The organism is Streptomyces sp. NPDC058773 (assembly GCF_042746015.1).
In the GTDB taxonomy this organism is placed as follows: domain Bacteria; phylum Actinomycetota; class Actinomycetes; order Streptomycetales; family Streptomycetaceae; genus Streptomyces.
Genome location: NZ_JBHYPE010000019.1, coordinates 48,786 through 73,092 on the forward strand (window position 1 = coordinate 48,786; position 24,307 = coordinate 73,092).

Genomic DNA, 24,307 nt, shown 5'->3' on the forward strand with positions numbered 1-24,307 from the left:
CGACCTCGGCGCGACTACCACCTTCGCCGGCCGCGGTCAGTGCGACGGACTCTGTCATCGACTTCCCTTGAAGTTTGGATTGGGTATCCAGTCACCTGAAGGCCCCCATGCTCCCACAATCTCAGATGGATTGATGACGCGAGGGTAGGAAAACTCCATCTCGTCAGCATGTGGATTCCCAGGGAGTTCCGCATTTGCGTCGATACCGCCATCTCCCGCCTGCACATGGTAGACGTGACCTCCACTTCGACGCTGGCGGCTCAGAGCATGATCAAGGGATTCTGTGGTGGACACGTACCCTGAAGGAGGCGTGAAATCGCCAGCGACGCCGTAGACGTGTTCCTCCAGGCTCATATTGTTTCCGCGAGGCGCAAATCCATCTCTGAAAATATCAGCTGGCCCTCGGGAGTCTCTACGATAGCGATCGTATGGCGCCAGCCCGATCGGGTCAGCCCAGATATGCGGGTTGCGGACGTATGCGATGGGGTTAGGGGCAGGCGCCAGGCCGAGAGGGTCGGGGGTGGTGTAGCGCGCCGTATCGGGATCGTAGTGACGGAAGAAGTTGTAGTGGAGCTCGGTTTCGGGGTCGAAGTACTGGCCGGGGAACCGGAGGGGGGTGTGGGCGGTGGCATCTGCGTTCCAGTTGGTGGTGCCCCAGAGGGTGGCGCGGGTGCGGGCGGCGATGGCGCCCTGTTCGTCAAGGAGTTCGGTTGGGGTTCCGACGAGATCAGTGACGATGGCGAAGAAGCGCTGGTCGATCTCGTGTTGCGGAGCGTGGGCTTGCGTACGGCGTTCTCGCTGGGTCAGGGGCGTGAAGCCATGGTGATCCCACGTGATAGTCGTTTGTGCGGATTGTCCGCGAACGAGGGTGGTCTGTTCGCAAAGGGTGGTGCCGTCCCACGTGAATGTCACCTGCTCAGCGATGTTCCGGCCGTCTTCGGTCAGACGTAGTTTGGCGGTGCGTCGGCCGATGGGGTCGTAGGTGTACCGCCAGGCTGTGCCCTCGGGGGTGATACAGGTGATCAGGCGGTCTTCGGCATCCCAGGTGTAGCGCCACGTGTCGGGCTTGCGGGACAAGCGGGTCTTTTGGCGAAGGGTGGTACGGCCGGCTGCGTCGTATTCGTAGCGAATACCGCCCGCGCGGTTGAGTCGGGTAGCGGTGTAGGTGCGCTCACCACGGGCCTCGGGATTCGGGTGGCGGTCAGGCCAGGTGGCATGGGTCTGGTTGCCTGCCGTGTCGTAGGCATACGTCTCGGCCCAGTTGTGGGCGGAGACTGTGGTGACCCTGCCTGCAGAGTCGAGTTCGAAGCGTCGTGGTCCGTTGAGGTGGTCGTCTATGCCGGTGAGGTACCCGTCCGCGCGGTATGTGTAGGCGCGATGCTGGATTGTTTCGGAGGCTGAGGCGACATGCTGGCTGGTGAGTCGGCCGACGGAGTCGTAGGTGTGGGCGAAGGTGATGTCGCCGAGGGTGCGGGAGAGCTCTTGGCCTAGTGCGTCGTGGGTGAAGGCAAGGGTGCGCCCGGCGACGTCGAGTCCAGTGCGCTGCCCTGCCGCGTCATAGGTCCAGGTGCTCACCGCACCGGTGGGACTGGTGCGCGATATTCGACGCCCGCGGACATCGTAGGTAAAGGCGGTGGTGCGGCCGTTCACCGTCTCGGCAACGACCTGACCGAGCTCATTCCAGGCGTAGGTGAGTTCGCTGTCTGGGCTGACAACCCGGGCGAGGCGCCCAGCGACGTCGTAGGCATAGGTGGTGAGTTCGCCATCGACGTCCTTGGTGGTCTTGCGCCCCAGTGCGTCATAGGTGAAGCCGATCACGTGGCCGAGTGCGGTGCTGCGCGAGGTCAGCCGACCCGCGGCGTCGTGGCTGTAGTCCTGGGTGCGGTTGTCGAAGTCCGTCTCGGAAATCAGACGGCCGGCCTCGTCGTACTCATATCGCCAGGTCAGGCCCTGGGGGTTGGTGACCTTCATGAGCTTGAGCTCGGTGTCGTGCACGAACTCGTGGCGTGCACCATCCGGTTCAGTGCGCGCCTTCAGCTGATCGAAGTGACCGTATTCGAACGTAGTGACCTTGCCCAGAGGGTCGGTATGGGCAGTGCAGTTGCCCTCACCGTCGTAGACCCAGGATTCCTGCGTAGTGTCAGGATTCAGGCGGGTCGCGAGATGTCCTTCGACAGTCCAGGTGTAGTGGGTGGTGTTGCCGAGTGGGTCGGTTACGGAGGTGGTGTTACCGAAGCGATCCCGGTGGAAGGTCGTGACGGCGCCGAGCGGATCGGTGACGGTGAGCGGGAGGCCCGCCGCGTCGCACCGGACCCGGGTGATGTTGCCCAGTGCGTCGGTTGCCGAGGTGAGGTGGCCGTTTTCGTCGTGAGTGAAGCGGATGGTGTGGCCGGTGGGATTGGTGACGGCGGTCCGGTTGCCTTTGGCGTCATACGCCTGTCGGAGGGTGAGGCCATCAGGTCCCGTGATCTCCGCTGGGAGGCCGAGGCCGGTGTAGGTGGCGACACTGATGGAGCCGTCCGGGCGGACGATGGAGACGAGGTGGCCGTCCTCGTCGTGTGTGAGGCGTGTGGTGTTTCCGAGCGGGTCAGTGATCTGCAGCGGGCGATCGTGCGTGTCGTACGTGGTACGCGTGGTGTTCCCTAGCGGGTCTGTGATCGCGATGACCTGAAGGCGGTCATTGATGAGGTACCGGGTTGGGAAGCCTTCGCCATTGGTGTGTGTGGTGACGCGGTGCCCGGTCTCGGTGTCGATCTCGCTGTAAGTGAAGCGGTTGGAGATGTGCCCTTCAGCTCCGGCCTGGGTGGTGCAGCGGTGGCGGGAGTCGTAGGTGTACTCGTAGCGGGAGTCGTTGGAGTCGACCCAGGCAGTCATGCGGTGTTCGGTGTCGTACTCGAACCGGGTCACCGCGCCGGTGGAAGTGGTGACGGTGGTGAGGTTTCCTGCCTCGTCGTGGCCGTAGGAGCGGATCAGCTGGTCCGCTCCGTCCTCCCCCGCGCCCGCCAGGTGGAGGGCAGTCAGACGCCCGTCTTCGTCGCTGGTCAGCTTGAGTTCGTAGCCGGCGCTGTGGCGGATCGCGTAGGGGATGCCGGTCGCATCCGCGTAGTCGAAGGTGATCCGGTGCCCGTTGCGGTCCGTGATCTCGTCGGGCAGGGCGATGCCAGGGGCGTGCAGGGCGTCGGTGAAGTAGCGTGTCTGCCCCGTCTCCGGGTCGTGGATGGCCCAGTCACCCTGAACCGTGCGCGTTAGCGGCCAGCGGGGGCCGTGCTTCGGCAGGACTCGCGCGTCGGTCTCCGGGATCGGGTAGCGCAGCAGCAGTCCGGTCTCGGTGACGAGGACGACTTCCTCGGCATCGATCTCCAGGCGCTGGTCGACGGTGGACGACCAGGACGGGCCGATGTGCCGACCGATACGAGTAGAGGACTCGTATTTGCGGGTGAACAGCAGCGGCAGCGCACCGGGAAGTGCGATGTCGGTCTGGGACAGGAACACCTTGCCGGTTGCCAGGTCGACCGGGTCGGTGCCGTCCGTCTCCTTGATTTCGTCCTTGCGGGTCTTGTCGTGGGGACCGTCGGCGTCCGCCTGCTTGGCAGCCTCACTCTTCGAGGGCCGCCTGGTGTTCGAACCTCTCGCGTTCGGCAGCGTGTTGCTGCCTGCACCACCGGCGCCTGAACCACCACCGTCCGGGGACTTGGGGTCTTTCTTGCCGTCCTTGTTGAGGCCCTTGAAGTGGTCGGCCAGCCCCTTGTCGTTGTCCTGGTGATTCTTGGCCATTTGCTTGATGCCGCGGGTCATGTTGTCGTCGAGGTGCTTGGCGGTCTTCTTCACGCCGTCCTCGATGCCGTCGATGACCTTGTCGAGCATGGCATTGGCGGCATCCGCGATGGCATCCTTGCCACGAGTACGGCCGTGGTGGCTCCTGGCCCGCCCGATCTTGCCGCCGGCCTTATTGCGGAATGTGCCGCCCGCGCTCTCCAGGCTCGTCACGACCCGATCGTGCTCGTCCTTGTCGAAGCTGAACCCACCACTGCCGCCGGCGCTGCCGGTTCCACCGAGGTTTCCGCCGCCACCACCTCGACCGCCGCCGGCGCTGAGGAGCTCCATAGGGTTGTCGGCCGCCGACTTAGCTGAATCCTTGGTGTTCTGGACACCCTGGTTGAAGCCGCCCTTACCGGCTTTGGCGGTCTGGCCGAGGTTGACTCCGTCCTGGACGCCGAGAGCGTTGGCTCCGAGCTGGACTACGAGGTCACCGACCATGGCGCCGAGAGCTTCCTCGACGGGGGTCAGGGCTATGCTGATGACCTGTTCGGCGACCTGCTGGCAGACCTCCTTGAAGAGGCGTTTGACGATCACGCGGGTTGCCTGGGTCGCGGCCAGCGCGCCAACCTCGGAGAGTCCGAGGGTGAAAGGGGCCGCGGCCTGCGCGGCGATGACCTCCGCGGCGAGGATGCCGAGCTGTACCAGCGCGCCGATCTTCGCACCCTCGATGAGAACGGCGACGCCATCCATCGCCGTCGCCGCCACCCGGCCGCAACCAGCCAGCCCCTGGAGGTGCTTGCCTTTGATCTTGCCCCAGTGGGTGTTCAGCGCTTCCACGGCCGTGGAACCGCCCGCCGAACCGACTAGGCCCTGGATCGCGGTGTGAGCCTCGTTCGTGCCTTCATCGATGTCATCGGCAAACTCCCGCATGGCATTTGCCATCTCGCGGTAGTCGTCCTCGTCCACATTCGGCCACGACACACCGATCAGGTCGAGCAGTTCATCCGCCCACCCCGGCAGCACCACGCCCACGACAAACCACGCCCCCGTCGACTAACAGTCAGATGATCACAATCCCATCAGGGTAAACAGCCCCCCAAGAGCGATCTGAGTCAGATGCAACGGGTGTCGATCGTCGATATCAGCGTGGGACTGGATCGGGCCCGCCTGCCTCGCACTGGTCGATGCCGTCAGCATCTGCCTCCTCGGCCAGTAGGGAGGCGACTTCGGTGCAGCCACATCCCCCACCCTCAACAGCAGTGCCTTCGCCAAAGCAATCCGCGTGCCGTAAGCCACAGAGCCTGTGGCGCACGCTGAGTCTCCCCCTGCGGGAACACTCCCGTTTCGGAACAGGTGCATCGCTGTGCCACTGTCGTGCCAGACAGGGGGTCAACAGTGGCCAACAACGGGAAGAAATCCAGCCGGGCACACCCATCTAACCTGCGGTGTTCGCGCTGGTCAGGGTGGCACTAGCCATCCGAAAGCCCCTGATTCCCAAGCTCAGAGCGCGGGTTCGATTCCCGTCACCCGCTCCATAGTTGAGGCCCAGGTCGGTGACCTGGGCCTTGTTTGTTGTCTGGGAGCTTTCGGGGTGACGCGCCTTCAGCGCATCGATGCGCCCGCAGGAGGGCGCATCGGCAACAACCCTGGGTGTCCGGTGAGATGTGCGCACGCCCTCCCCACGGGCTGCGAACGTGCCCGATTTCTTCTACCCCTGCCCTGGGGCGGTTTCGTGGTGGCTGACACAGCCGGCGTGGCCGGGCGGCGGCCGGGTCCGAGGGCAGCGCGTCGACGGAGCCCTCCACGACGGCCAGGAACTCCCTGGCGGACAGCCCGACGAGCATCGGCGTGGGCACGCGCCCGTTGTCAGGGTGGCGCTCCGGCATGGAGCCGAGCAGGTCGTCGGCGGACTCCAGTGCGCGAGCGCCTCGCCCAGCGCGCGCCCGGTCGGGTCGGCCCTCGGTCGAACGCCGCGGCACCTGCTCGGGGCGCCGGCGGTCGGCCGGCGACGCGCTGAACTCGGCGTCCACCTCGTCGGTCCGGTGGCTCAGCAACGCCGTCGGAGGATGGTCGGCATACGGCACTACCTTGCACGGCACTAGCTTGCACAGCACTAGCTTGCAATGCATGACTCGTGCTGTGTAAGGTACTGGCCATGGAGGAGACATCCACCCCACGCGCCCAGTGGCTACGAGGGGTGCTGGATATGTGCCTGCTGGCCTTGATGGCGGAGGCCCCGGTGTACGGGTACGAGATGACCGTCCGGCTCGCGAAGGCGGGGCTCGACGTCGCGGACGGCTCGATCTACCCGGCGCTGGCGCGGCTGCGCAAACGCGAGCTGGTCGAGATCGAACGCCGCAGTGGGGACGGCGGTCCCGCCCGTACCTACTACAGGCCCAGCGAAGCGGGCATGCAGATGCTCCGGTCGTGGAGCCGCGACTGGAACGAATTCGCCACAAGCATCGGCTCCATCATCAGCCAGCCCACGCGGGAGGAATCATGACGCTGACGGTCGAGGACGCAATACACCAGGTCATGGAGACGTGGCGCCGCCTCGGAATCGAACAGGACGCGACCGATGAGATGGCCGAAGAGCTGGCGGCGGACCTGACCGCCGCCGCCTTCGACGGCCGGTCAGTCACCGACTACATCGGCGGCGACGTCGACGCGCTGGCCACCTCCTGGGCGGCCGAACGCGGTCTGCTGCCCACCCGCCCGAACCTGAAGGAGACCGCCACCGCGGCGGCCAGGGGCGCCGCCCTCCCCGCCGTCGTCGCCGTCATCCTCTGGTGGGCAGGAACACCGGGTGGCCTCCTCGACCGCGACAGCGAAGCGATGACCACGCAGTTGCATGGACCGCCGGTGTGGGAGGTGCACCACTACCCCAATCCCGGCACTCCGTTGATGTGGGTGGGCTGGGCGGTGTGCCTGGTCGCCGCCTTCTTCCTCATCCGGCGCGCCGTGGCCGCGAAACTCCGGCACGACCCCGCACGCGAGAAGACCACGCGGGCCCTGGCCAAGGCCCTTCCCCTGATTCTCCTGGCAGCGACCCTGCTGGGGACCGCGATCAACCTCCTCGGGGCTTACGCGTTCCCGTACTTCCAGGCCATCGCCACCGTCTTGGTCGCGCCGGTCGCGATGACCGGCGCCGTCGCGGCGGCCGCCGCCTGGGTCCACGACCGCACCTGCCCGCCCCTCAACGGGTCCCGGGTGAAGTACCGGCTGCCGGCCGCCTGACCGCCCCGAACCGTGCCGGTGCCGCGCCGGAGAGGTACTGGCACTCCAAAGCCCCTGATGACCAAGCTCTGAGCGGGGGTTCGAGTCCCGTCGCCCGCTCCGGAATCGAGGCCCAGGTCAGCAACCTGGGCCTCGATCGTTGTGCGGGCCGGTTCAGGCGTGCGCACCGAATCCGCCCCCGAAGGCTTCTGATGCGCCGTGCCGCGGGGGCCCGTACGAGGTCGTCCCGTCCCGCACGTGGTCACGCCTGCTTCTCAGGGGCGATCTCGTCGAGCAGTCCGCGAATCCGCTGCTCGATGTCCTCGCGGAGGGGCCGTACGGCCGCGACGCCCTGCCCGGCGGGGTCAGGCAGCTGCCAGTCCAGGTACCGCTTACCGGGGAGGACGGGGCAGGTGTCGCCGCAGCCCATCGTGATGACGACGTCGGATGCCTGCACGGCCTCGACGGTGAGCACCTTGGGCACCTCGGCCGAGACATCGATGCCCACCTCGGCCATCGCCGCGACCACGGCCGGGTTCACGGCGTCCGCGGGGGAGGAGCCGGCGGACCGCACCTCTACGCGGTCGCCCGCGAGGTGCGTGAGGAACGCGGCGGCCATCTGCGAGCGGCCCGCGTTGTGGACGCAGACGAACAGCACGGAGGGCAGAGCGGGGTCAGGCATGCGCGGGGCCCTCCTCGGTCAGGGGCGCGGGGGCGGTGAAGTAGCGGCGGGCGTAGAGCGCGACGTACACGAGGCCGATCAGCACCGGCACTTCGATGAGCGGGCCGACCACGCCCGCGAGGGCCTGTCCGGAGGTGGCGCCGAACGTGGCGATGGCTACCGCGATGGCCAGCTCGAAGTTGTTGCCGGCGGCCGTGAACGCGAGCGTCGTCGCGCGCGGGTGGTCGAGGCCGACGGAGCGCCCGAGTGCCATGGAGCCCGCCCACATCAGGGCGAAGTACCCGAGCAGCGGCAGCGCGATGCGGGCGACGCCGAGCGGTTGCGAGGTGATCGCGTCGCCTTGCAGCGCGAAGAGGATGACGATCGTGAAGAGCAGGCCGTACAGCGCGAACGGGCCGATGCGCGGGATCAGTTCGGACTCGTACCAGGCGCGTCCCTTGACCTTCTCTCCGATCCGGCGGGTGAGGTAGCCGGCGGTGAGCGGGATGCCGAGGAAGATCAGCACGCTGCGGGCGATCTCCGCTACGGACACCTCCCCAAGCTCTCGGCTCCGTTCGAGCAGGGGAGACCCCGTCCCGCCGGGCTCAAGGCCGAGCCACCCGGGGAGCACGGACAGGTAGAACCAGCCGAGCGCCGAGAATGCGATCACCTGGAACACCGAGTTCAGAGCGACCAGGACGGCGGCGGCCTCGCGGTCGCCTCCCGCGAGGTCGTTCCAGATGATGACCATGGCGATACAGCGGGCGAGCCCCACGATGATCAGGCCGGTGCGGTACTCGGGAAGGTCGGGAAGGAACAGCCACGCCAGCGCGAACATGAGCGCCGGGCCGACGATCCAGTTCAGCAGCAAGGATGGCAGCAGCAGCCGACGGTCGCGGGTGACGGTGTCGAGCCGGTCGTAGCGCACCTTGGCGAGGACCGGGTACATCATCACGAGCAGGCCGAGCGCGATCGGCAGCGACACCCCGGTGACGGTCACCTTGGCGAGAGCGTCCCCGAGGCCGGGCACGAGGCGCCCGAGGCCGAGGCCGAGCGCCATCGCGGCGAGAATCCACACGGCGAGGTAGCGGTCGAGGAAGGACAGCCGGCCCGCGACCGCCTGTTCGGGTGCGGCACTCACGCGCTCACACCGTCTGCCCCGACACGGGAGGGCAGCAGCCCGCCCGCGGGACGCGTGAGGATGCCCGCGAGGCGATCAGTCATCTCGGGAAGCAGCCGGTAATAGACCCACGTCCCGCGCCGCTCGCAGTCGATGAGGCCGGCCTGTCGAAGCAGCTTGAGGTGATGCGAGATCGTCGGCTGTGACAGGTCGAACGCGGGAGTGAGGTCGCAGACGCACACCTCGCCGCCGGCCTTCGAGGCGATCATCGACAGCAGCCGGAGCCGCACCGGATCGCCGAGGGCCTTGAACACCTTCGACAGTTCTACGGCCTGGCCCTCGTCGAGCGGGGCCGAAAGCAGGCCGGGGCAGCATTCACCGGCTTCGCCGGTCTGCTCGATCACCACGAGCTCTTGATTCGACATATCTCTATATTGACGTTCCTCAAATCAGGATGCAACCTTGAATCGACGGACACCAATGCAAGCCGATCGGAGTCTCGCCATGTCACGTGCACAGCTCGCCCTGCGCGTCAGCGACCTTGAAGCGTCGGTCACCTTCTACTCGAAGCTGTTCGGTGCCGAGCCGGCCAAGCGACGTGAGGGGTACGCCAACTTCGCCATCACCGAGCCGCCGCTCAAGCTCGTGCTGATCGAGGGTGAGCCGGGACAGGAAACCCGCCTCGACCATCTCGGCGTGGAGGTCGAGTCGACCGACCAGGTGACGGCCGCCACGACCCGCCTCAAGGACGCCGGCCTCGCCACATTCGAGGAGAACGACACCTCCTGCTGCTACGCCCTCCAGGACAAGGTGTGGGTGCACGGCCCCGGCAAGGAGCCGTGGGAGGTCTACGTCGTCAAGGCCGACGCCGAGACGCTCGGCACGAGCACCGATCCGTCCGCAGGCACCGGCAGCAACGCCTGCTGTGCGAGCAAGACAGTCGCCACGGAGCCGGTCGCGGGTTGCGCCTGCGGTAGCTGATGCCCGGCGCTCGCCCCTCAGCAACAGCTGCGCCCAGGAGGCACCGGCCGAGAAGGACCCGGCATGGCGATGCGGGAGCCCCGACTCGTCACGCCGGTCTTGCATGCTCAATCCCGTCCGCACGGCGGGCTTCCGCGAGCCGTCTCTTCCCAAGCTCAGAGCGCGGGTTCGATTCCCGCCACCCGCTGCATAGCGTGAGCCCCAGGTGGGTGACTTGGGGCTCACGTCCATTGTGCGGCAGCGACAAGGCCATGTCCGGCAGACGCTCGGGCCCTCGAGCCGGCTGCCGGACGTGCTCCTGAAGGAACCGGGCGCTCTCAGGACCGCAGAGATCGTCTACCGCCATCTTCAACTTGTTCACCTTTCTCTGGGAGCTCGACGGCAAGGGGCCCGGGGCCCCTCGAAGGGGCACCCGGGAACGGGGCGTGCGGACGCTGGCGTCCGGTGTAGGTGAACTCGTCGTCCGGGCAAGGGCAGCCAGCGTCATGGTCACCTGGGCGATTGCCGGATCGGATGCCATCGTCGTTCCTGCTCCTCGGAGGTTTGCCGGTGCGGAGGCGCGACGGCCTTCGGCAGCATCAGGGCAGATCTGTGCCGAACCGGCCGTCGGAGTGGATCGCACACCATCAGACCGCCCGTCCACGGTGCCCGGCGCTTTTGCCCTGCCCCGTGGGCCGCGGGCGCGCGACGTCACCCCGCCGCGGGGGCCGGGCTGAGGGTGCGCCAGGTGAGGTGACGCGGGACAGGTTCGGATTGATCGGGCGGGCCCCAGAGGGGGTTGGTGGGTCGCAGGGTGATGGCGAGGGCAGTGGTGTCGGCGGTGGCGCCGCGGCGGTGGTGCAAGGCGGCGGGGGTGGTGACGTCGACGAGCGCGCGGGAGCGGGCCAGGGCCTCGCTGTGGTTCCGGAGGTCGTAGAGGAACATCTGGAACCCGCGTGCGCCGTCGGGTGCGGAGGTGGGAATGCGGACTTCCCATCTGGCCATGGTGCTCACCTGTTTCTCCAAGGGGACGGGCCCGTTCAGCGGTTTCCCTCAGATTGACGGGCGGTCCGTCCGAGGCGGATAAATGGAGCATTTTGGTCAGCGTGGGGGGATGAGCGCAGGATTTGTGCACCTGGATGCGCTCACGAGGGCTCTCGGATGGGGGCGCCGTGCGGGGTCTGGTCGCCCTCGGTCGTGCCGGTGAGGGATTCCGGGCGGAGGATGCGGTCGAGTTCGGCGCGGGTGAGGAGTTTGCGGGCCAGGACGACGTCGGCGACGGAGCTGTGGGTGGCCAGGGCTTCTTGTGCGGCGGCGCCGGCCTGGGCGTAGCCGATGCGTGGGGTGAGGGCGGTGATGATGCCGATGGTGCCGTGGACCACGGCGCGGAGGTGGTCGCGGTTGGCGGTAATGCCGTTGACGCAGCGTTCCGTCAGGGTCAAGCATCCCGCGCGCAGCTGGGCGGTGCTTTCGAACAGACAGTGGGCGATGACCGGCTCGAAGGCGTTGAGCTGGAGCTGTCCGGCCTCCGCGGCCAGGGTGATGGTCGTGTCGTTGCCGATGACCCGGAAGGCGATCTGGTTGACCACTTCGGGGATGACCGGGTTCACCTTGCCCGGCATGATGCTGGAGCCGGCCTGCACCGCCGGGAGGTTGATCTCGCCGAAGCCCGCGCGGGGGCCGGACGACAGCAGGCGCAGGTCGTTGCAGGTCTTGGAGATCTTGACGGCGATGCGTTTGAGGACTCCGGAGAACTGGACGAACGCTCCCGCGTCCTGGGTGGCCTCAACCAGGTCGGGGGCGGTGGACAGGGGCAGTCCGGTGAGCGCGCCGAGGTGTTCGCGGGCGAGTGCGGCGTAGCGGGGGTGGGAGTTGAGGCGGGTACCGATGGCGGTACCGCCCAGGTTGATCTCACACAGGAGGCTGCAGGACTCCAGGAGACGCTGCTCGTCTTCGCCCAGCATCACCGCGTAGGCGCCGAATTCCTGGCCGAGCGTCATCGGCACCGCGTCCTGGAGCTGGGTGCGGCCGGTCTTGACGACGTCGGAGAATTCTCCGGCCTTGGTCTCGAAGGCGTGGCGCAGCGTGGACATCGCCTCCTTGAGACGTCGGGCGGCGATGTGGAGGGCCACTTTGACGGCGGTGGGGTAGGCGTCGTTGGTGCTCTGGCAGGCGTTGACGTCGTCGAGGGGGTGCAGATGGCGGTAGTCGCCGCGCCGGTGGCCGAGGTGTTCCAGTGCGCGGTTGGCGATGACCTCGTTGGCGTTCATGTTCGTGGAGGTGCCGGCTCCGCCCTGGATGACGTCGACGACGAACTGGTCGTGCAGGTGGCCGGCGCGGATGTCGGTGCATGCGGCGACGATGGCGTCGGCCTTGTGGGCGTCGAGGAGCCCCAGGTCGCGGTTGGCCAGTGCGGCCGCCTGCTTGACGGCGGCGAGGCCGTTGACGAGGTCGGGGTGGGCGGACAGGGCGGTGCCGGTGATGGGGAAGTTGTGCACCGCCCTCAGCGTGTGGATGCCGTAGTAGGCGTCGTGGGGGACGGGGTGGTCGCCCAGGAGGTCGTGCTCGGTGCGGAAGCGGTCGTCCGCCATGGGGAGTGCTCCAGTGTGGGGCAGGCCGGACGCGGGGTCCGGCCTGCGGGCGGGGAACGGGCGTGCCGTGGGAGAGGGAGGGGGAGACGGTGCCGGCGGTGCGGTCAGTCGAGGGGCTTGCCGCGCGTCTCGGGAGTGGTGAGCACCACGAGCACGCCGAGCAGCAGGAGGGCGATGGCGTAGCCGGTGAAGTAGCCCGGGACGTGGTGGCCGGAGAGCCAGGTCGTGAGGTACGGCGCGGTGCCGCCGCACAGGGCCACGGCGATGGCGTAGGGCACGCCGGTGCCGGTGGCCCGCACGCGGGTGGGGAACAGCTCGGCGAAAAGGGCGGGCAGGATGGACACGGACAGGGCGATGAGGACCAGGGCGATGGTCATGGCGAGGCCGAGCTGCCACACCGCGCCCGCTCGGGCCAGGTGGCTCAGGGGGTAGGAGAGCACCGCCATGCCCAGGCCGAAGACCAGCATGTTGGGCCGGCGCCCGATGCGGTCGGACAGGGCGCCGCACAGGGGCAGTACGGCGATGAACACGACGATGGCGACCACCTCGGCGGCCAGTACGGCGGTGGCGTCGAGCCCCTGCACGCCGATGGCGTAGGCCGGTGCGGCGACGGTCCACGACTGGTAGACGACGGTGACGCCGACGGTCAGGCCGATCACCCGTGCGGCCGCGCCGCGGTTCTGCCAGATGCCGCGCAGCACGGAGGGGCGTCGTCCGGTGGCGTCGGCGGCGTGCTCCTTGGTGAAGGCGTGGGTTTCGGTGAGCCGGCGGCGGAGGAACAGGGCGTACAGGCCGAGCAGTCCGCCGACGACGAAGGGCACGCGCCAGCCCCACGCCGCCACTCCGTGTGCCCCGTACGCGGCGGCCAGGCCGGCGCCGAGCAAGGTGGCGAGGAGGATGCCGCAGGCTCCGGAGACATAGATGGCGCTGGTCCAGCGGCCACGGCGGGCGGGCGGGGCGGCTTCGGCGAGATAGGTCTGGGCGGAGGGCAGTTCGCCGCCGTGCGCCAGTCCTTGGGTGAGCCGGGCGAGCAGAAGGAAGACGGAGGCGCCCACGCCGATGCTGGTGTACGTGGGTGCGACGCCGATCGCCAGGCTGCCGGCCGCGGCCAGGCCGATGGAGGTCAGCATGGAGAAGCGGCGGCCCTTGCGGTCGGCGAGCCAGCCGAACAGGAATCCACCCACCGGTCGCATCAGGAATCCCACGGCGAAGATGGCCAGCGTCGAAAGCAGCGCGGACAGTTCGTCGTGCGGGTCGAAGAACTGCTTGGCGAAGAACGGCGCGAAGATGCCGTAGATGTGCCAGTCGTACCATTCGAGGGCGTTGCCGATCCCCGTACCGAGGACGACGCGTCGTCGTTCCCAGCGGGACATGCTCGGGGGCTGCGCGGACATCTGCGACTCTGACGGGTCCGGGGACGGCTCGGGTGCCGGACGGGGCGAGGTCTGGATGGGCATCGTATCTCCAGGGCGGGCGGGAAACGGGGTACTGCGGCCGGGGGGGGTGCCACGGCCGGGCCACGGGTTCCCGGTCTCCGTGGGCCTGCGACGCCTGGCACCGCAGGCTGGTCCACGGAGACCGGAAAGGCACCCGCTAGGCGAGGGAGCCGGTGGGCTCGGCGGCGAGCCGGCGGACGGCGAGCGAGGCATGGAGGGCGGCGCCGTCGGGGAGCACCGCCTCGTCGAAGACGACGTGCGAGGAGTGGTTGTTCGCGACCGCCGCGGGGTTCGCGCCCGGAGGCGTCGCGCCCAGCATGACCAGGCTCCCCGGGACCTTCTCCAGGACCCGGGAGAAGTCCTCCCCGCCGGTGAGGGGGTGCGGCAACGGCCGGAAGCGGTGTGCGCCGAACTCCTCTTGCACGGTGGACTCGACGAAGGCGGTCTCGTCTGCGTCGTTGACCGTCACCGGGTAGCGGGGGGTGAATTCCACTTCGGCCCGCAGGCCGTGGGCGGTGGCGATCGAGCGGAGGAGGGTGACCGACGCGTCCTTGATGCGGTTCTGCGCCGCAGCGGAGAACGTCCGCACGGTGGCCTCGAACCGGGCGGCCTCGGGGATGACGTTGCGACGCACGCCGGCATGGAAGGACCCGACGGTGATCACGACCGGGTCGAACGGATCGGAGACCCGGCTGACCATGGTCTGCAGCGCGGTCACCATCTCGCAGGCCGCGGGCACCGGGTCCTTCGCGCGGTACGGGGCCGAGCCGTGGCCGCCGGCGCCGACGACGCGTACGTCCAGGTCGCTGGTGGCCGCCATGGTCGCGCCGCCGCGGGCCGCGAACACGCCGTGGTCGAAGCCGGTGGTGAACACGTGCAGCGCGTACGCGGCGACCGGGGGGCGGCCGGCCGCATCGAGCACGCCCTCGGCGAGCATCGCGCCGGCGCCGTCGCAGCCCTCCTCCCCCGGCTGGAACATGAACACCACGTCCCCGTCGAGGGAGGTGCGGCGGGCGGCGAGCAGCCGTGCCGCGCCGACCAGCATCGTGGTGTGCAGGTCGTGTCCGCAGGCGTGCATGGCGCCGTCCGTGCGGGAGGCGAAGTCGAGGCCGGTGCGCTCGGGGAGCGGCAGGCCGTCCATGTCGGCCCGGAGCAGCACGGCCGGGCCGGGCCGGCCGCCGCGCAGCACCGCGGTCACCGAGGACAGCCGGTCGCCCGTGGAGATCTCCAGCGGCAGTCCGTCCAGCGCCGCCAGGACCTTCTCCTGGGTGCGGGGCAGGTGCAGCCCGACCTCGGGGTCGGCGTGCAGGTTGCGTCGCAGCCGCACCATGTCATCGCGCAAGGTAGTCGCGTCTACGCAGATCGTCATTGCGGGGGAGATACCTCCAGCATTCGCGCCGCCGTCCGTTCGGCGGCTTCCTCAGGCTGGACGCGCCCACCACGCCGGTGCTGAAATGGCAGGAAAGAGCCAGGCGGTGAACGCTCATGCAGGATTCCTTCAACCTGGACGAGGCGGATCTGGCTCTCATCCACGTCCTGCAGATCGCCCCGCGGGCCACCTGGACGGAGATCGGCAAGGTACTCGGCATCAATCCGGTCACGGCCGCGAGGCGCTGGGAGCGGATCAGTGCGGACGGGCTCGCCTGGGTGACCGCCTACCCCAAGCTCTCCGTGTGGGCCGAACGCAACTGTCTGGCCTTCCTGGAGGTGGACTGCGAACCGAGCAGCCGCCACCACGTCGTGGACGCGCTGATGCGCGTCCCCCAGGTCGCCTCGGTCTCCCAGGTGGGCAGCGGACGCGACCTGTTCCTCATCGTGCTGTTCACCGATCTGCAGGCGCTGTCGCGTTTCATCCTCGACTACGTCAGCCGGCTCACCGGGGTCCGCGGCACGCGCACCCACACCGCGACGCACTTCTACAGCGAAGCCAGCAGATGGCGTCTCCAGGCGCTCACCTCCGACCAGCGCACCCTCCTCGCCCGTCACGCCCCGCCGCGCACCGTCGGCGAGGGGCTGCTGCCCGACTCCTGCCGCGACTTGGTGCTCGCTCTCGGCGACGACGGCCGCCGGACGATCGCCGAGCTCGCCGACCGCGCCTCGATGAGCGTGTCCACCACCCGGCGTCGGCTGGAGCGGATCGTCCGGGACGGGCTGGTGTCCTTCCGCTGCGAGGTGGCCGAGGTGATCAGCGGCTGGCCGGTCATCGCCCACTTCTGGGCGAGCGTCCCGCCGGGCGACCTGGAGCAGACCGCGCGCACCCTGGTCACCCTTCCGGAGATCCGCATGTGCGCGGCGATGACCGGCACGGACAACCTGCTGGTGATCGTCTGGCTGCATTCCCTGGGCGACAGCCATCGGCTGGAGGAGAAACTCGCCGAACGCTTCCCGGCCCTGAAGCTGACGGAACGGGCGGTCGTGCTGCGCATGACGAAACGCATGGGCTGGCTGCTCGACGACTACGGCCGCAGTGTCGGCACGGTACCGATCAATCCGTGGGCCGGGATGCCGGAGGCACTGCTTCGCTGACCTCCGCCCGCGGGCTCCCGGCGGTGGGAACCGCGGCGCCGGCCGGAAAGCCGGGTCAGGGATTCCGACCCGGCTTTCCGATGGGGCGGCGCGGCTGGTCGTCAGGCGGCGACGGCCAGTCGCGGCTGACGTGCCGCTTCCTCGGCCAGGGCTACGACGGCGTCCAAGAGCGCCTGGGTGCCCAGGACGAGTTGGTGGTCCGGGCTTCTCCCGCCACAGCAGCCGGGCGCCAACCATGAAAGCGTGACACCGAGCAGCGCGGGCTCCGCCCAACTACCGTGACCGGGCAGCACCGTTGGGCCAACCGGTGTGCGCAGCGGGTCAACGGCACTTGTGGTGGCGGCACTTGGGGGACGTTGTCGGGGCTTCCGACGCGTCGGGAGGGGTGTCCGTCCGCTTGCCGGGCCTGCCGGTCTTGCCCGTCCCGTCGCTCCGGTCGGTCGTGTCGTCCTTCTTGTGGTGGGTGACGGACGGGGAGCGTGTGGGGGCGCCCGGCTCGTTGGCGCCGTGGCCGAGGGAGACGGGGGCGGGGAAGGGGGCGTCGGGGAGGCCGGCGAGGGCGTCGCTCATGTACCGGGTCCAGATCTCGGTGGGGATGTCGCCGCCGAACACCTTCTGCAGGCCGCCGACGCCCACCAGGGACTGCAGCTGGGGGTGGGCGGGATCCTCGCGGAAGAGGACCACGGAGGTGGCCAGTTGGCGGGTGTAGCCGACGAACCAGGCCGAGTGGAAGTCGTCGGTGGTACCGGTCTTGCCCGCGGCCGTCCTGCCGAGGGCCTGGGCCCTGGTGCCGGTGCCCTTGGCGATGACGCCCCGGAGGACGTCGGTCACGTTGTCGGCGATGGCCGCCGGCAGCGCCCGTACGGGGGCGGGGGCGGTGAATCCGGGGAGGGCGGAGCCGTTGTGGGTCACCTTGGTCACCGAGTAGGGGGTGGCCCGCATACCGGAGGCGGCGAAGGTCGAGTAGGCGCCTGCCATGCGGATGGCGCTCGGTGTCGAGGTACCGATGTAGAAGCCGGCACTGGGGGCGGCGAGGCTGTCGGGGCGCAGGCCGAGGGCCTGCGCCGTGCTCACCACGTTCTGGTGGCCGACGTCCTCTCCCAGTTGCACGTAGGGCGTGTTGACCGACTGCTCCATCGCCTTGCGCAGGGTGATGTAGCCCCAGCGCCGGCGGGTGTCGTTGCGCTGGTGGAGGAGGCCGGTGGGGTCCTTGTCGTCGGTGACGTAATTGCCCTGCTGGTCCTTGATCTTGATGCCGTCGTCGCCGTTGAACTTGCTGGCCGGGGTGATCGGCGCCGGGGGCTCACCGGGTTTCAGTACGGCTCGGTGCTGGAGCGCGGCGGCGAGGACGATGGGTTTGAACGTCGATCCCACCGGGACGCCGGTGGTGTCGGCGTTGTCCGAGTAGTGGGCGTGGTCGAAGCCGGAACCGCCGTAGACGGCGAGGATCCTGCCGGTCCTGGGATCGACCGAGGAGGCTCCTACCTGGACGTCCCGGTCGACCGACCGGTGGGCGGGGTCGAGGCGTTCCGCACGGACCTTGGCGACGGCTTTGGCCAGTTTCGCGGTCCGCTTCCGGTCGAAGGTGGTGTGTATCTGGTAGCCGCCTCTGCTCAGGCTGCCGTCGGTGATGCTCCGGTCGTGTGCCTGGGCGTACGACCGGGCGAGCTGGACCAGGTAGCCGGTCTGGCCCGGGAGGCCCGAACCGAGCGTCCACTTCTTGGGTGTCGGGAACCCCGCGGCCGCGTACCGTGCGCGCTGTCCCGGCGTCAGCTTGCCGATCTTCACCATCCGGTCGAGCACCCAGGACCAGCGTGCCTTGGCCTTGGCCCGGGCCCTGGGGTCGGAGTCAGCGTGCTGGAAGAGGCTCGGCTCATTGACCGCCGCGGCGAGGAAGGCTCCCTGGCTCGGGGTGAGCTTCTGCACCGGAACGCCGTAGTACGCGCGGGCCGCGGCCTGGATGCCGTTGGCCTGCCGGCCGAAGAAGCAGCTGTTCAGATACCCCTGGAGGATCTGCTGCTTGCTCATACCGGCGCCGATCTTGGTGGAGATCAGCAGTTCTCTGAACTTCCGCGAGACCGTCTGCGACTGGTCCAGGTACGTGTTCTTGACGAACTGCTGGGTGATCGTCGACCCGGACTGCACGCTGCCGCCCCCGGCCATGTGGAAGACGGCACGGAGGATGCCTTGCGGATCGATGCCCGGGTCGGTGTAGAAGGAGGCGTTCTCCGCGGCGATGAAGTCCCACCGCACGTCGGCGGGGACCTGCGAGACCGGGACGTTCTGCCGGTTGACGCTGCCGTCGGTCGCCAGGACCGTGCCGTCCGACCAGTAGTAGACGTTGTTCTGCAGCAGCGTCCTGGGGTTGGGGTCGGGGATGGTGACCGTGGCGTACGCATAGCCCACGGCCGCCGTCGTGCAGCCGAAGAAGAACAGGAAGAGCGCCAGCAGTTGACGCACCGACGGCAGCCAGCGGCGCGGGCCCGTCCTGCCCCGGCGCGGGTAGTCGATCCACCGTCTCCAGCGTCTCTCCTCCGGCTCCACTCCGTCGTGGGGCTGCTGCGACGGTCGGCGCCGGTGTCCGCTCATGGGCTCGGATCACTGTCCTCTCACTGCAGCTGCTGCTCTGTGCAACTGCTCGGTACAACTGCGATATCTGGTGCGGTGCGGGCTACCGGAAACCGTTGGGGGGCGGGGGCTGCCGGTAACCGTTGGGGGGCGGGGGCTGCCGGTAACCGTTGGGGGGCGGGGGCTGCCGGTATCCGTTGGGGGGCGGGGGCTGTGGAAGGCCGGCGTACGGTGCCATCTGGTGGAAGGGGTCGTACGGCGCCTGCTGCGGCTGACGGCCGTCCGGCGCCTGCCACGGCACACGGCCGTACGGCGCCGGGTGCGCGGGGCCGGGATCCTGCGGAGGCAGGTCGGTGCCGGGCGCTTGCGCGGCCCCCGGGGTCTGGAGGCTGCCGTACCGCTCCATGCGCTGCCACCTCAGGCGGGAGCCCGCAACGGCGGTGAAGACGGACTGGATCACCACCAGGTACATCAGCTGCCGGTAGACGAACTGCTGCAACGGCAGGCTCCACAGCGGGCCGGGCGGTTCCCCGTCCAGGCGGAAGGCGTACCGGCCCATCAGGAGTTGCAGCACCAGGAAGGCCAGCCAGAGCCCGGTGATCCGGACCGGGTCGAGGAAGAGCAGCCCGTACAGGGCGAAGATGTCCACGGCGGGTGCGAGCAGCGGCAGCAGCACCTGGAAGAGCAGCAGGTAGACCAGGCCGCGTCGGCCCAGTTTTCCGGCGGCGCCGCGCTGCACCAGGGCGCCGCGGTGCTTCCACATCGCCTGGAGCGTGCCGTAGCACCAGCGGTACCGCTGCCGCCACAGGGCGTTCAGTAACGCGGGCGCCTCCGTCCAGGCCACCGCGCCCTCCTCGTAGACCACACGCCAGCCGGCGCGGCACAGCGCCATGGTGAGGTCGGTGTCCTCGGCGAGGGTGACGTCGCTGACGCCGCCGAGGGCGAACAGCGCCCGGCGGCGGAACGCGCCGACCGCCCCCGGGACGGTCGGCATGCACTCGGCGAGGTCGAACAGGCGGCGGTCGAGGTTGAAGCCGACCACGTACTCGATGTGCTGCCAGCGGCCCAGCAGGCCATGGCGGTTGACGACTTTGGCGTTGCCCGAGACGGCGCCCACCCGGGGGTCGGCGAAGGGCTGCACGAGCGTGCGGACCGTGTCGGGTGCGAAGACCGTGTCGCCGTCGACCATCACCACCAGCTCGCAGGAGGCGGCGGCGAGGCCCGTGTTGAGCGCGGCGGGCTTGCCCGCGTTCCGCTGCCGGATCACCCGCACCCCCGGCAGGTGGAGCGACTCCACCAGGTCGGCGGTGCCGTCGGTGGAACCGTCGTCCACCACGATGATCTCCACCGGGTGGTCCGAGGCGAGCAGTGAGCGCACGGACGCCTCGATCCCGGCGCTCTCGTTGTACGCGGGGACGATGACGCTGACCGGTGCGGTCACCGGCGGCCCCCAGGTCCGGCCGCGGCCCCCCGTCCGCTGCCGCCGGTGCCGGCGGGCCGCGAGCAGCAGGACCGCCGCGCGCAGCACGCTGAGCGCTCCGGCCGCGCACATCAGCACGCCGAGCAGCCACACGGTCCAGTCGCCGGCCTGCAGCAGCCCGATGAGGGCCCGACCTTGCAGATGGTCACCGAGTCCGGCGCGCCGGACCGGCCCGGCCATGCCGACCGAGGCGCCGACCGTCGCGAACCGGAAGTCGTGCGCCTTGAGCCGTGGGATCAGGGTGTTCAGCGCGGCGACGGTCTGTGCCCGGTCACCGCCGCCGTCGTGCATCAGCACGATCTGCCCGGCGTGGCCGTGGGGTGTGGCACGGGCGACGATGCGGTCCGCACCGGGGCGCCGCCAGTCCTCGGCGTCCCGTGTGGTGAGCGCCGTGACGTAGCCTGCCGCGTCCGCCTGCTGGAGGACGGACCAGTCGGCATCGTCCAGCGCGTCGCTCTTCGAGGAGTACGGCGGCCTGAGCAGTGCGGTGGTGACCCCCGCGGCGCCGGCCACCGCGAGCTGCGTCTCCCGCAGCTCCAGGGAACGCTGCCAGGGGGCGAGGCGGGCCAGGTCGGGATGGGTGAAGGTGTGGATGCCGATCTGGTGGCCCTCGGCGACGATCCGGCGGACCAGCTCCGGGTGCGCCACGACCTGGGTTCCGACGACGAAGAACGTCGCGTGCACATGGTTGCGGCGCAGCGCGTCCAGGATGCGCGGCGTCCAGACGGGGTCGGGGCCGTCGTCGAAGGTGAGCGCGAGGGTGCGGTCCTTGACCCGGGCGGTGTGCGCGGAGGTGGCGGCGCCCGCGATCACGGGGCCGCCGTGGGTCACCCGGCTGGGCACCGCCTCGTGCCGCCCTCGCGCACCGGTCACGGCGTCCGAGGTGATCCCGAACATGTGGTGGGTGTAACCCTGCAACAGGAGGGCCGCCGACAGGGTCACCGCAAGCACGCTCAGCAGGAGCCAGTGGGCGCGGGGTGTGATCCGGCCGGGGCGGCGGGCGGGAGCGTTGCGGTGTCGGCGGTCGGTCACGTCGGGGCCTTGGATCACTTCACGGGCTTGTGGGACGAGCCGAGGGCGCGCCCCTTGGAGGGGTGGGTGGGGGCGGCGGTCGAGGCCGGGGCGGCGGTCCCGGTGGGCGCAGTCGTGGGCCGGGACGAGGCCGCAGGGGCGGTGGAGACTCCCGGCCGGTCGGTGGGGCCGGGGGCATGCCGCACCGGGGTGCCGGAGTTCTTCCGCGCCGCGGCGGGGCTCGCGCTCCGCGCCGGGTGTGCGGTGCCGGACGACGAGTCGGGTGCGGTCGCCGTGGGCTTGGCCGGGTGCGGGGAGTCCGCGTGCGGGACGAACGGAGAGCTGACGCCGGTGCCGCCCAGCATCGTGCTGATCAGCACGGCGACATAGCCGCCGGCGGGGATCATCATCAGCCGGGCGGCGCGGAGCACGCGGCGCTGGCGTCGCCCCGAGGAATCGACGAAGACGGGCCCCGCTGACTCGCTCCGGAGGGTGTCAGGTTCAGGGACGGGGTGGCCGGGCGTCTCGGACACCGGTATCTGCGCCGTGTCGGACACCGGCAGCTGCTCTGTGGGGAGCACCGGCGGGAGCTGCCCGGTGAGGGCGTCGCCGTACAGGGGGTCCCACGCTGTGGTGGTCTGCCCTGTCGGGTGCGTCCACTGCCCCGTCGGGTGGGTCCACTGGGCGGGCTGTGCCCCGTCCCACGGCTGCGGGGCCGTGTCGGTGGCGACGCCGGTGACGCCTCCTCCGTACACGTGGCCATAGGCGTCTTCGTTGACATGGGGAGAGGCGTGGCCATTGCCGTACGCGTGGCCGTAGCCGTACTCGTGACCATAGGAGTACTCGTGGCGCCCGTAGGCATAGGTGTAGCCGGCGCCGCCGTACGGATCCTCGCCGTACGCCGCTCCGCTTCCGTCTGTCCACCGCACGAGTCGTGTCCCCTGTCCTGGCCGACCGACGCGGTCGCCCGCAGGGAAAGAGCGCACGCGCCCGAAAGCGTTACACCTGGACTGCACGGGACGGACGAAGTCTCCGAAATGGGGCGATATGAACAAGGGGCGAGCGGAAGACGTGAAGGATCACTGGCCGTTGTGACACTTCCGTGCGGACGGACGCTGTTCACCATGGGCCGTTCCGTGAGGACGGACGCTGTTCACCATGGGCCGTCGATGCGACCGTAGCGCGGCGGACGACACGTACTCGCCACAAAAACCGGCGCTAACGAGGACAGGCTTGGGTCAAGTAGGGCAAACCCGGCGCGCAGGGACGTGCGACGACGCGTTGGGCGCAGCGGTCTCGCGGGCCCAGGACGGCGACGAGGCCGCTTTCGCGATGGCCTACCGCATCGTGCAACCGGGCCTGCTCGGCTATCTGCACGGGCTGGTCGGCGGGGACGCGGAGGACGTGGCCTCCGACGCCTGGCTGGAGATCGCCCGCGACCTCGGGCGTTTCCAGGGCGACGGGGCCGGATTCCGCGGCTGGACCACGACGATCGCCCGGCACCGGGCACTGGACCATCTGCGCCGCCAGCGCGTGCGGCCCCGGTCCGGCGGGACCGAACAGGACGTACTGAACCTGCCGGGACCGCAGAACACCCATGACCAGGCCCTGGAGTCCCTCTCCACCGAGCAGGCGCTGGAACTGGTCCGCGGGCTGCCACAGGACCAGGCCGAGGCGGTGCTCCTGCGGGTCGTCGTGGGCCTGGACGGTCCCGCCGCCGCACGCGTCCTCGGCAAGCGTCCGGGAGCGGTGCGCACGGCCGCCCACCGGGGCCTGAAGCGTCTGGCCCGCCAGCTGGGCGTCGGCGGCGAAGCGGACGAGGGTGTGACGGATGCGGCCTGCCGAACGCTGGGGAAGTCGAAATGAACGACGAGGGCGCACGAGGACGGACGAGGGCGACAGTGAGCGGTCGGAAGGTGCCGAGGACCGGCGCCTCGACGAATCGAACCGGTCGGACGGGAACGGACAGGAACGGAAGCGGACATGGGTGAACGGCTGAGCGGTGACGGAGCACCGGTCCGTCACCGGCATGGGCCCCCCGACGGCACCGTCTCCGGCCCGCGGGACGCGCATGACTCCGCCACGCTGGAAACGGTGCTGGGCGCCGTCATCCGCGCGGACCACCTCGATCCCGAGGCCGAGGAACGGGCCCTGGGCGCCTTCCGGGCCGCCGCCCACGGCACGGGCGCACGCCGGGCACGTACCCGGCGCCGGGACGACTGGCGGCCGCGCGAGGAGCGGAGTCTCCGGCGCCCGGTGCGGATGACGTTCGGCGCGGTGTTCGCCGGCCTCGCCCTGGGCGGTGTCGCGTACGCGGCCATCGGTCCGGCCGGCTCGTCCGCCGACGGTGCCGGTACCGGGGGCACCGCGCACCCCTCTGCGACCGCCCCGGACCAGCCGGGCGGCGGAACCCCCTCGACGTCCTCCGGCCGCCCCGGCCCCACCAACCGCCCCTCCCCGGCCAAGGACACCGAGGCCCACTGCCGCGCCTACCAGCAGGCCGGGGGGCACGGCAAAGCACTCGACGCAACGGCCTGGCAGCGGCTCGTCGCGGCCGCCGGCGGAAAGGGCGAGGTCGCCGCGTACTGCTCCGAGCAGCTGACGCGGGCGACGGCGGCGCCGAACGGGCCGGCCGGCACGGGCAAACCCGGCAACGGCGCCGCGCACGCCGGCAACGGGCCGGAAGGGAACACCGGCGCCTCCGGCAACGGCACACCCGACGCCGACCCCGGCGGCACGCACCACGCGACCGGCAACGGCCGGGCAAGCGGTGGGAACGGCAGCGAGAAGAACCAGTAGCCACGCGGTGGGCGGCCGGGGCGGGTGAACTCCCGTGCGCCCCGCCCGGACAGCGCCAGGAAGCGCGCCCCGGAGGGGCAATGCGTCTCCGTAGCCGACATGCGTGGGGCCCGGGAGGCTCCTACGGTGAGAGGGGTAGGCACCGGCGCACGAGACGAACGCCGTTCCAGGTGGGTCGCG

At 69.7% G+C, this 24,307-nt stretch carries 17 protein-coding genes; 6 read left to right on the forward strand and 11 right to left on the reverse strand.

Going from position 1 to position 24,307, the window contains the following annotated elements; translation table 11 throughout:
- Positions 1–54: 54 nt before the first annotated feature.
- Complete coding sequence (locus ACFW5B_RS18535) at positions 55–4,791, reverse strand: DUF6531 domain-containing protein (RefSeq protein ID WP_386440189.1); 4,737 nt, start codon at positions 4,789–4,791, stop codon at positions 55–57.
- Between the two features lie 1,123 nt (positions 4,792–5,914).
- On the opposite strand from ACFW5B_RS18535, the gene ACFW5B_RS18540 reads away from it, so the two are divergent.
- The gene (locus ACFW5B_RS18540; protein ID WP_386440191.1) at positions 5,915–6,262 is read left to right on the forward strand and encodes a PadR family transcriptional regulator; all 348 of its coding nucleotides are present in this window, start codon (positions 5,915–5,917) and stop codon (positions 6,260–6,262) included.
- Positions 6,259–6,996 carry a hypothetical protein gene (locus ACFW5B_RS18545; RefSeq protein WP_386440193.1) on the forward strand — a complete coding sequence of 246 codons (738 nt, stop codon included), beginning with the start codon at positions 6,259–6,261 and terminating at the stop codon, positions 6,994–6,996. The genes ACFW5B_RS18540 and ACFW5B_RS18545 overlap by 4 nt, the downstream gene beginning before the upstream one ends.
- A gap of 241 nt (positions 6,997–7,237) precedes the next feature.
- Here ACFW5B_RS18545 and ACFW5B_RS18550 read toward each other — a convergent pair whose 3' ends face one another.
- The 3 genes from ACFW5B_RS18550 to ACFW5B_RS18560 are packed head-to-tail and all read right to left on the reverse strand — an operon-like array spanning position 7,238 to position 9,181.
- The gene (locus ACFW5B_RS18550) at positions 7,238–7,657 is read right to left on the reverse strand and encodes an arsenate reductase ArsC (RefSeq protein WP_386440195.1); all 420 of its coding nucleotides are present in this window, start codon (positions 7,655–7,657) and stop codon (positions 7,238–7,240) included.
- A complete protein-coding gene (gene arsB, locus ACFW5B_RS18555; protein ID WP_386440197.1) occupies positions 7,650–8,777 on the reverse strand; it encodes an ACR3 family arsenite efflux transporter in 1,128 nt (375 codons plus the stop codon). Before arsB ends, ACFW5B_RS18550 begins: the two co-directional genes overlap by 8 nt.
- Complete coding sequence (locus ACFW5B_RS18560; RefSeq protein WP_386440199.1) at positions 8,774–9,181, reverse strand: ArsR/SmtB family transcription factor; 408 nt, start codon at positions 9,179–9,181, stop codon at positions 8,774–8,776. The genes arsB and ACFW5B_RS18560 overlap by 4 nt, the downstream gene beginning before the upstream one ends.
- A gap of 79 nt (positions 9,182–9,260) precedes the next feature.
- Here ACFW5B_RS18560 and ACFW5B_RS18565 point away from each other — a divergent pair, with 79 nt between their 5' ends.
- On the forward strand, positions 9,261–9,737 hold the full coding sequence (locus ACFW5B_RS18565; protein ID WP_386440201.1) for an ArsI/CadI family heavy metal resistance metalloenzyme: 477 nt from the start codon (positions 9,261–9,263) through the stop codon (positions 9,735–9,737).
- 690 nt (positions 9,738–10,427) lie between these two features.
- On the opposite strand, the gene ACFW5B_RS18570 is transcribed toward ACFW5B_RS18565, so the two are convergent.
- The 4 genes from ACFW5B_RS18570 to ACFW5B_RS18585 all read right to left on the reverse strand — a co-directional run bounded on the left by ACFW5B_RS18570 (position 10,428) and on the right by ACFW5B_RS18585 (position 15,112).
- Positions 10,428–10,721 (reverse strand): hypothetical protein, encoded by a 294-nt coding sequence (locus ACFW5B_RS18570; protein ID WP_386440203.1) that lies wholly within the window; start codon positions 10,719–10,721, stop codon positions 10,428–10,430.
- A gap of 140 nt (positions 10,722–10,861) precedes the next feature.
- On the reverse strand, positions 10,862–12,307 hold the full coding sequence (locus ACFW5B_RS18575; protein ID WP_386440205.1) for an aspartate ammonia-lyase: 1,446 nt from the start codon (positions 12,305–12,307) through the stop codon (positions 10,862–10,864).
- Between the two features lie 104 nt (positions 12,308–12,411).
- Positions 12,412–13,764: an MFS transporter gene (locus tag ACFW5B_RS18580; RefSeq protein WP_386440207.1), complete on the reverse strand. Its 1,353-nt coding sequence runs from the start codon at positions 13,762–13,764 to the stop codon at positions 12,412–12,414.
- Positions 13,765–13,900: 136 nt separating this feature from the next.
- Positions 13,901–15,112 carry a M20 family metallopeptidase gene (locus ACFW5B_RS18585; RefSeq protein WP_386440209.1) on the reverse strand — a complete coding sequence of 404 codons (1,212 nt, stop codon included), beginning with the start codon at positions 15,110–15,112 and terminating at the stop codon, positions 13,901–13,903.
- 116 nt (positions 15,113–15,228) lie between these two features.
- Here ACFW5B_RS18585 and ACFW5B_RS18590 point away from each other — a divergent pair, with 116 nt between their 5' ends.
- Positions 15,229–16,269, forward strand: coding sequence for an Lrp/AsnC family transcriptional regulator (locus ACFW5B_RS18590; RefSeq protein WP_386440211.1), 1,041 nt, complete (start codon positions 15,229–15,231; stop codon positions 16,267–16,269).
- 321 nt (positions 16,270–16,590) lie between these two features.
- Here the strand turns inward: ACFW5B_RS18590 and ACFW5B_RS18595 are convergent, their stop codons facing one another.
- From ACFW5B_RS18595 to ACFW5B_RS18605, 3 genes are all read right to left on the reverse strand, one after another.
- Positions 16,591–18,858: a transglycosylase domain-containing protein gene (locus ACFW5B_RS18595; RefSeq protein ID WP_386440213.1), complete on the reverse strand. Its 2,268-nt coding sequence runs from the start codon at positions 18,856–18,858 to the stop codon at positions 16,591–16,593.
- 82 nt (positions 18,859–18,940) lie between these two features.
- On the reverse strand, positions 18,941–21,349 hold the full coding sequence (locus ACFW5B_RS18600) for a glycosyltransferase (RefSeq protein ID WP_386440215.1): 2,409 nt from the start codon (positions 21,347–21,349) through the stop codon (positions 18,941–18,943).
- A gap of 14 nt (positions 21,350–21,363) precedes the next feature.
- Positions 21,364–22,257, reverse strand: coding sequence for a hypothetical protein (locus ACFW5B_RS18605; RefSeq protein ID WP_386440217.1), 894 nt, complete (start codon positions 22,255–22,257; stop codon positions 21,364–21,366).
- A 304-nt stretch (positions 22,258–22,561) separates the two neighbouring features.
- Here ACFW5B_RS18605 and ACFW5B_RS18610 point away from each other — a divergent pair, with 304 nt between their 5' ends.
- Both ACFW5B_RS18610 and ACFW5B_RS18615 read left to right on the forward strand, forming a co-directional pair.
- Positions 22,562–23,194, forward strand: coding sequence for an RNA polymerase sigma factor (locus ACFW5B_RS18610; protein ID WP_386440218.1), 633 nt, complete (start codon positions 22,562–22,564; stop codon positions 23,192–23,194).
- 117 nt (positions 23,195–23,311) lie between these two features.
- Positions 23,312–24,127 (forward strand): hypothetical protein, encoded by an 816-nt coding sequence (locus tag ACFW5B_RS18615; protein WP_386440219.1) that lies wholly within the window; start codon positions 23,312–23,314, stop codon positions 24,125–24,127.
- Positions 24,128–24,307: the final 180 nt, after the last annotated feature.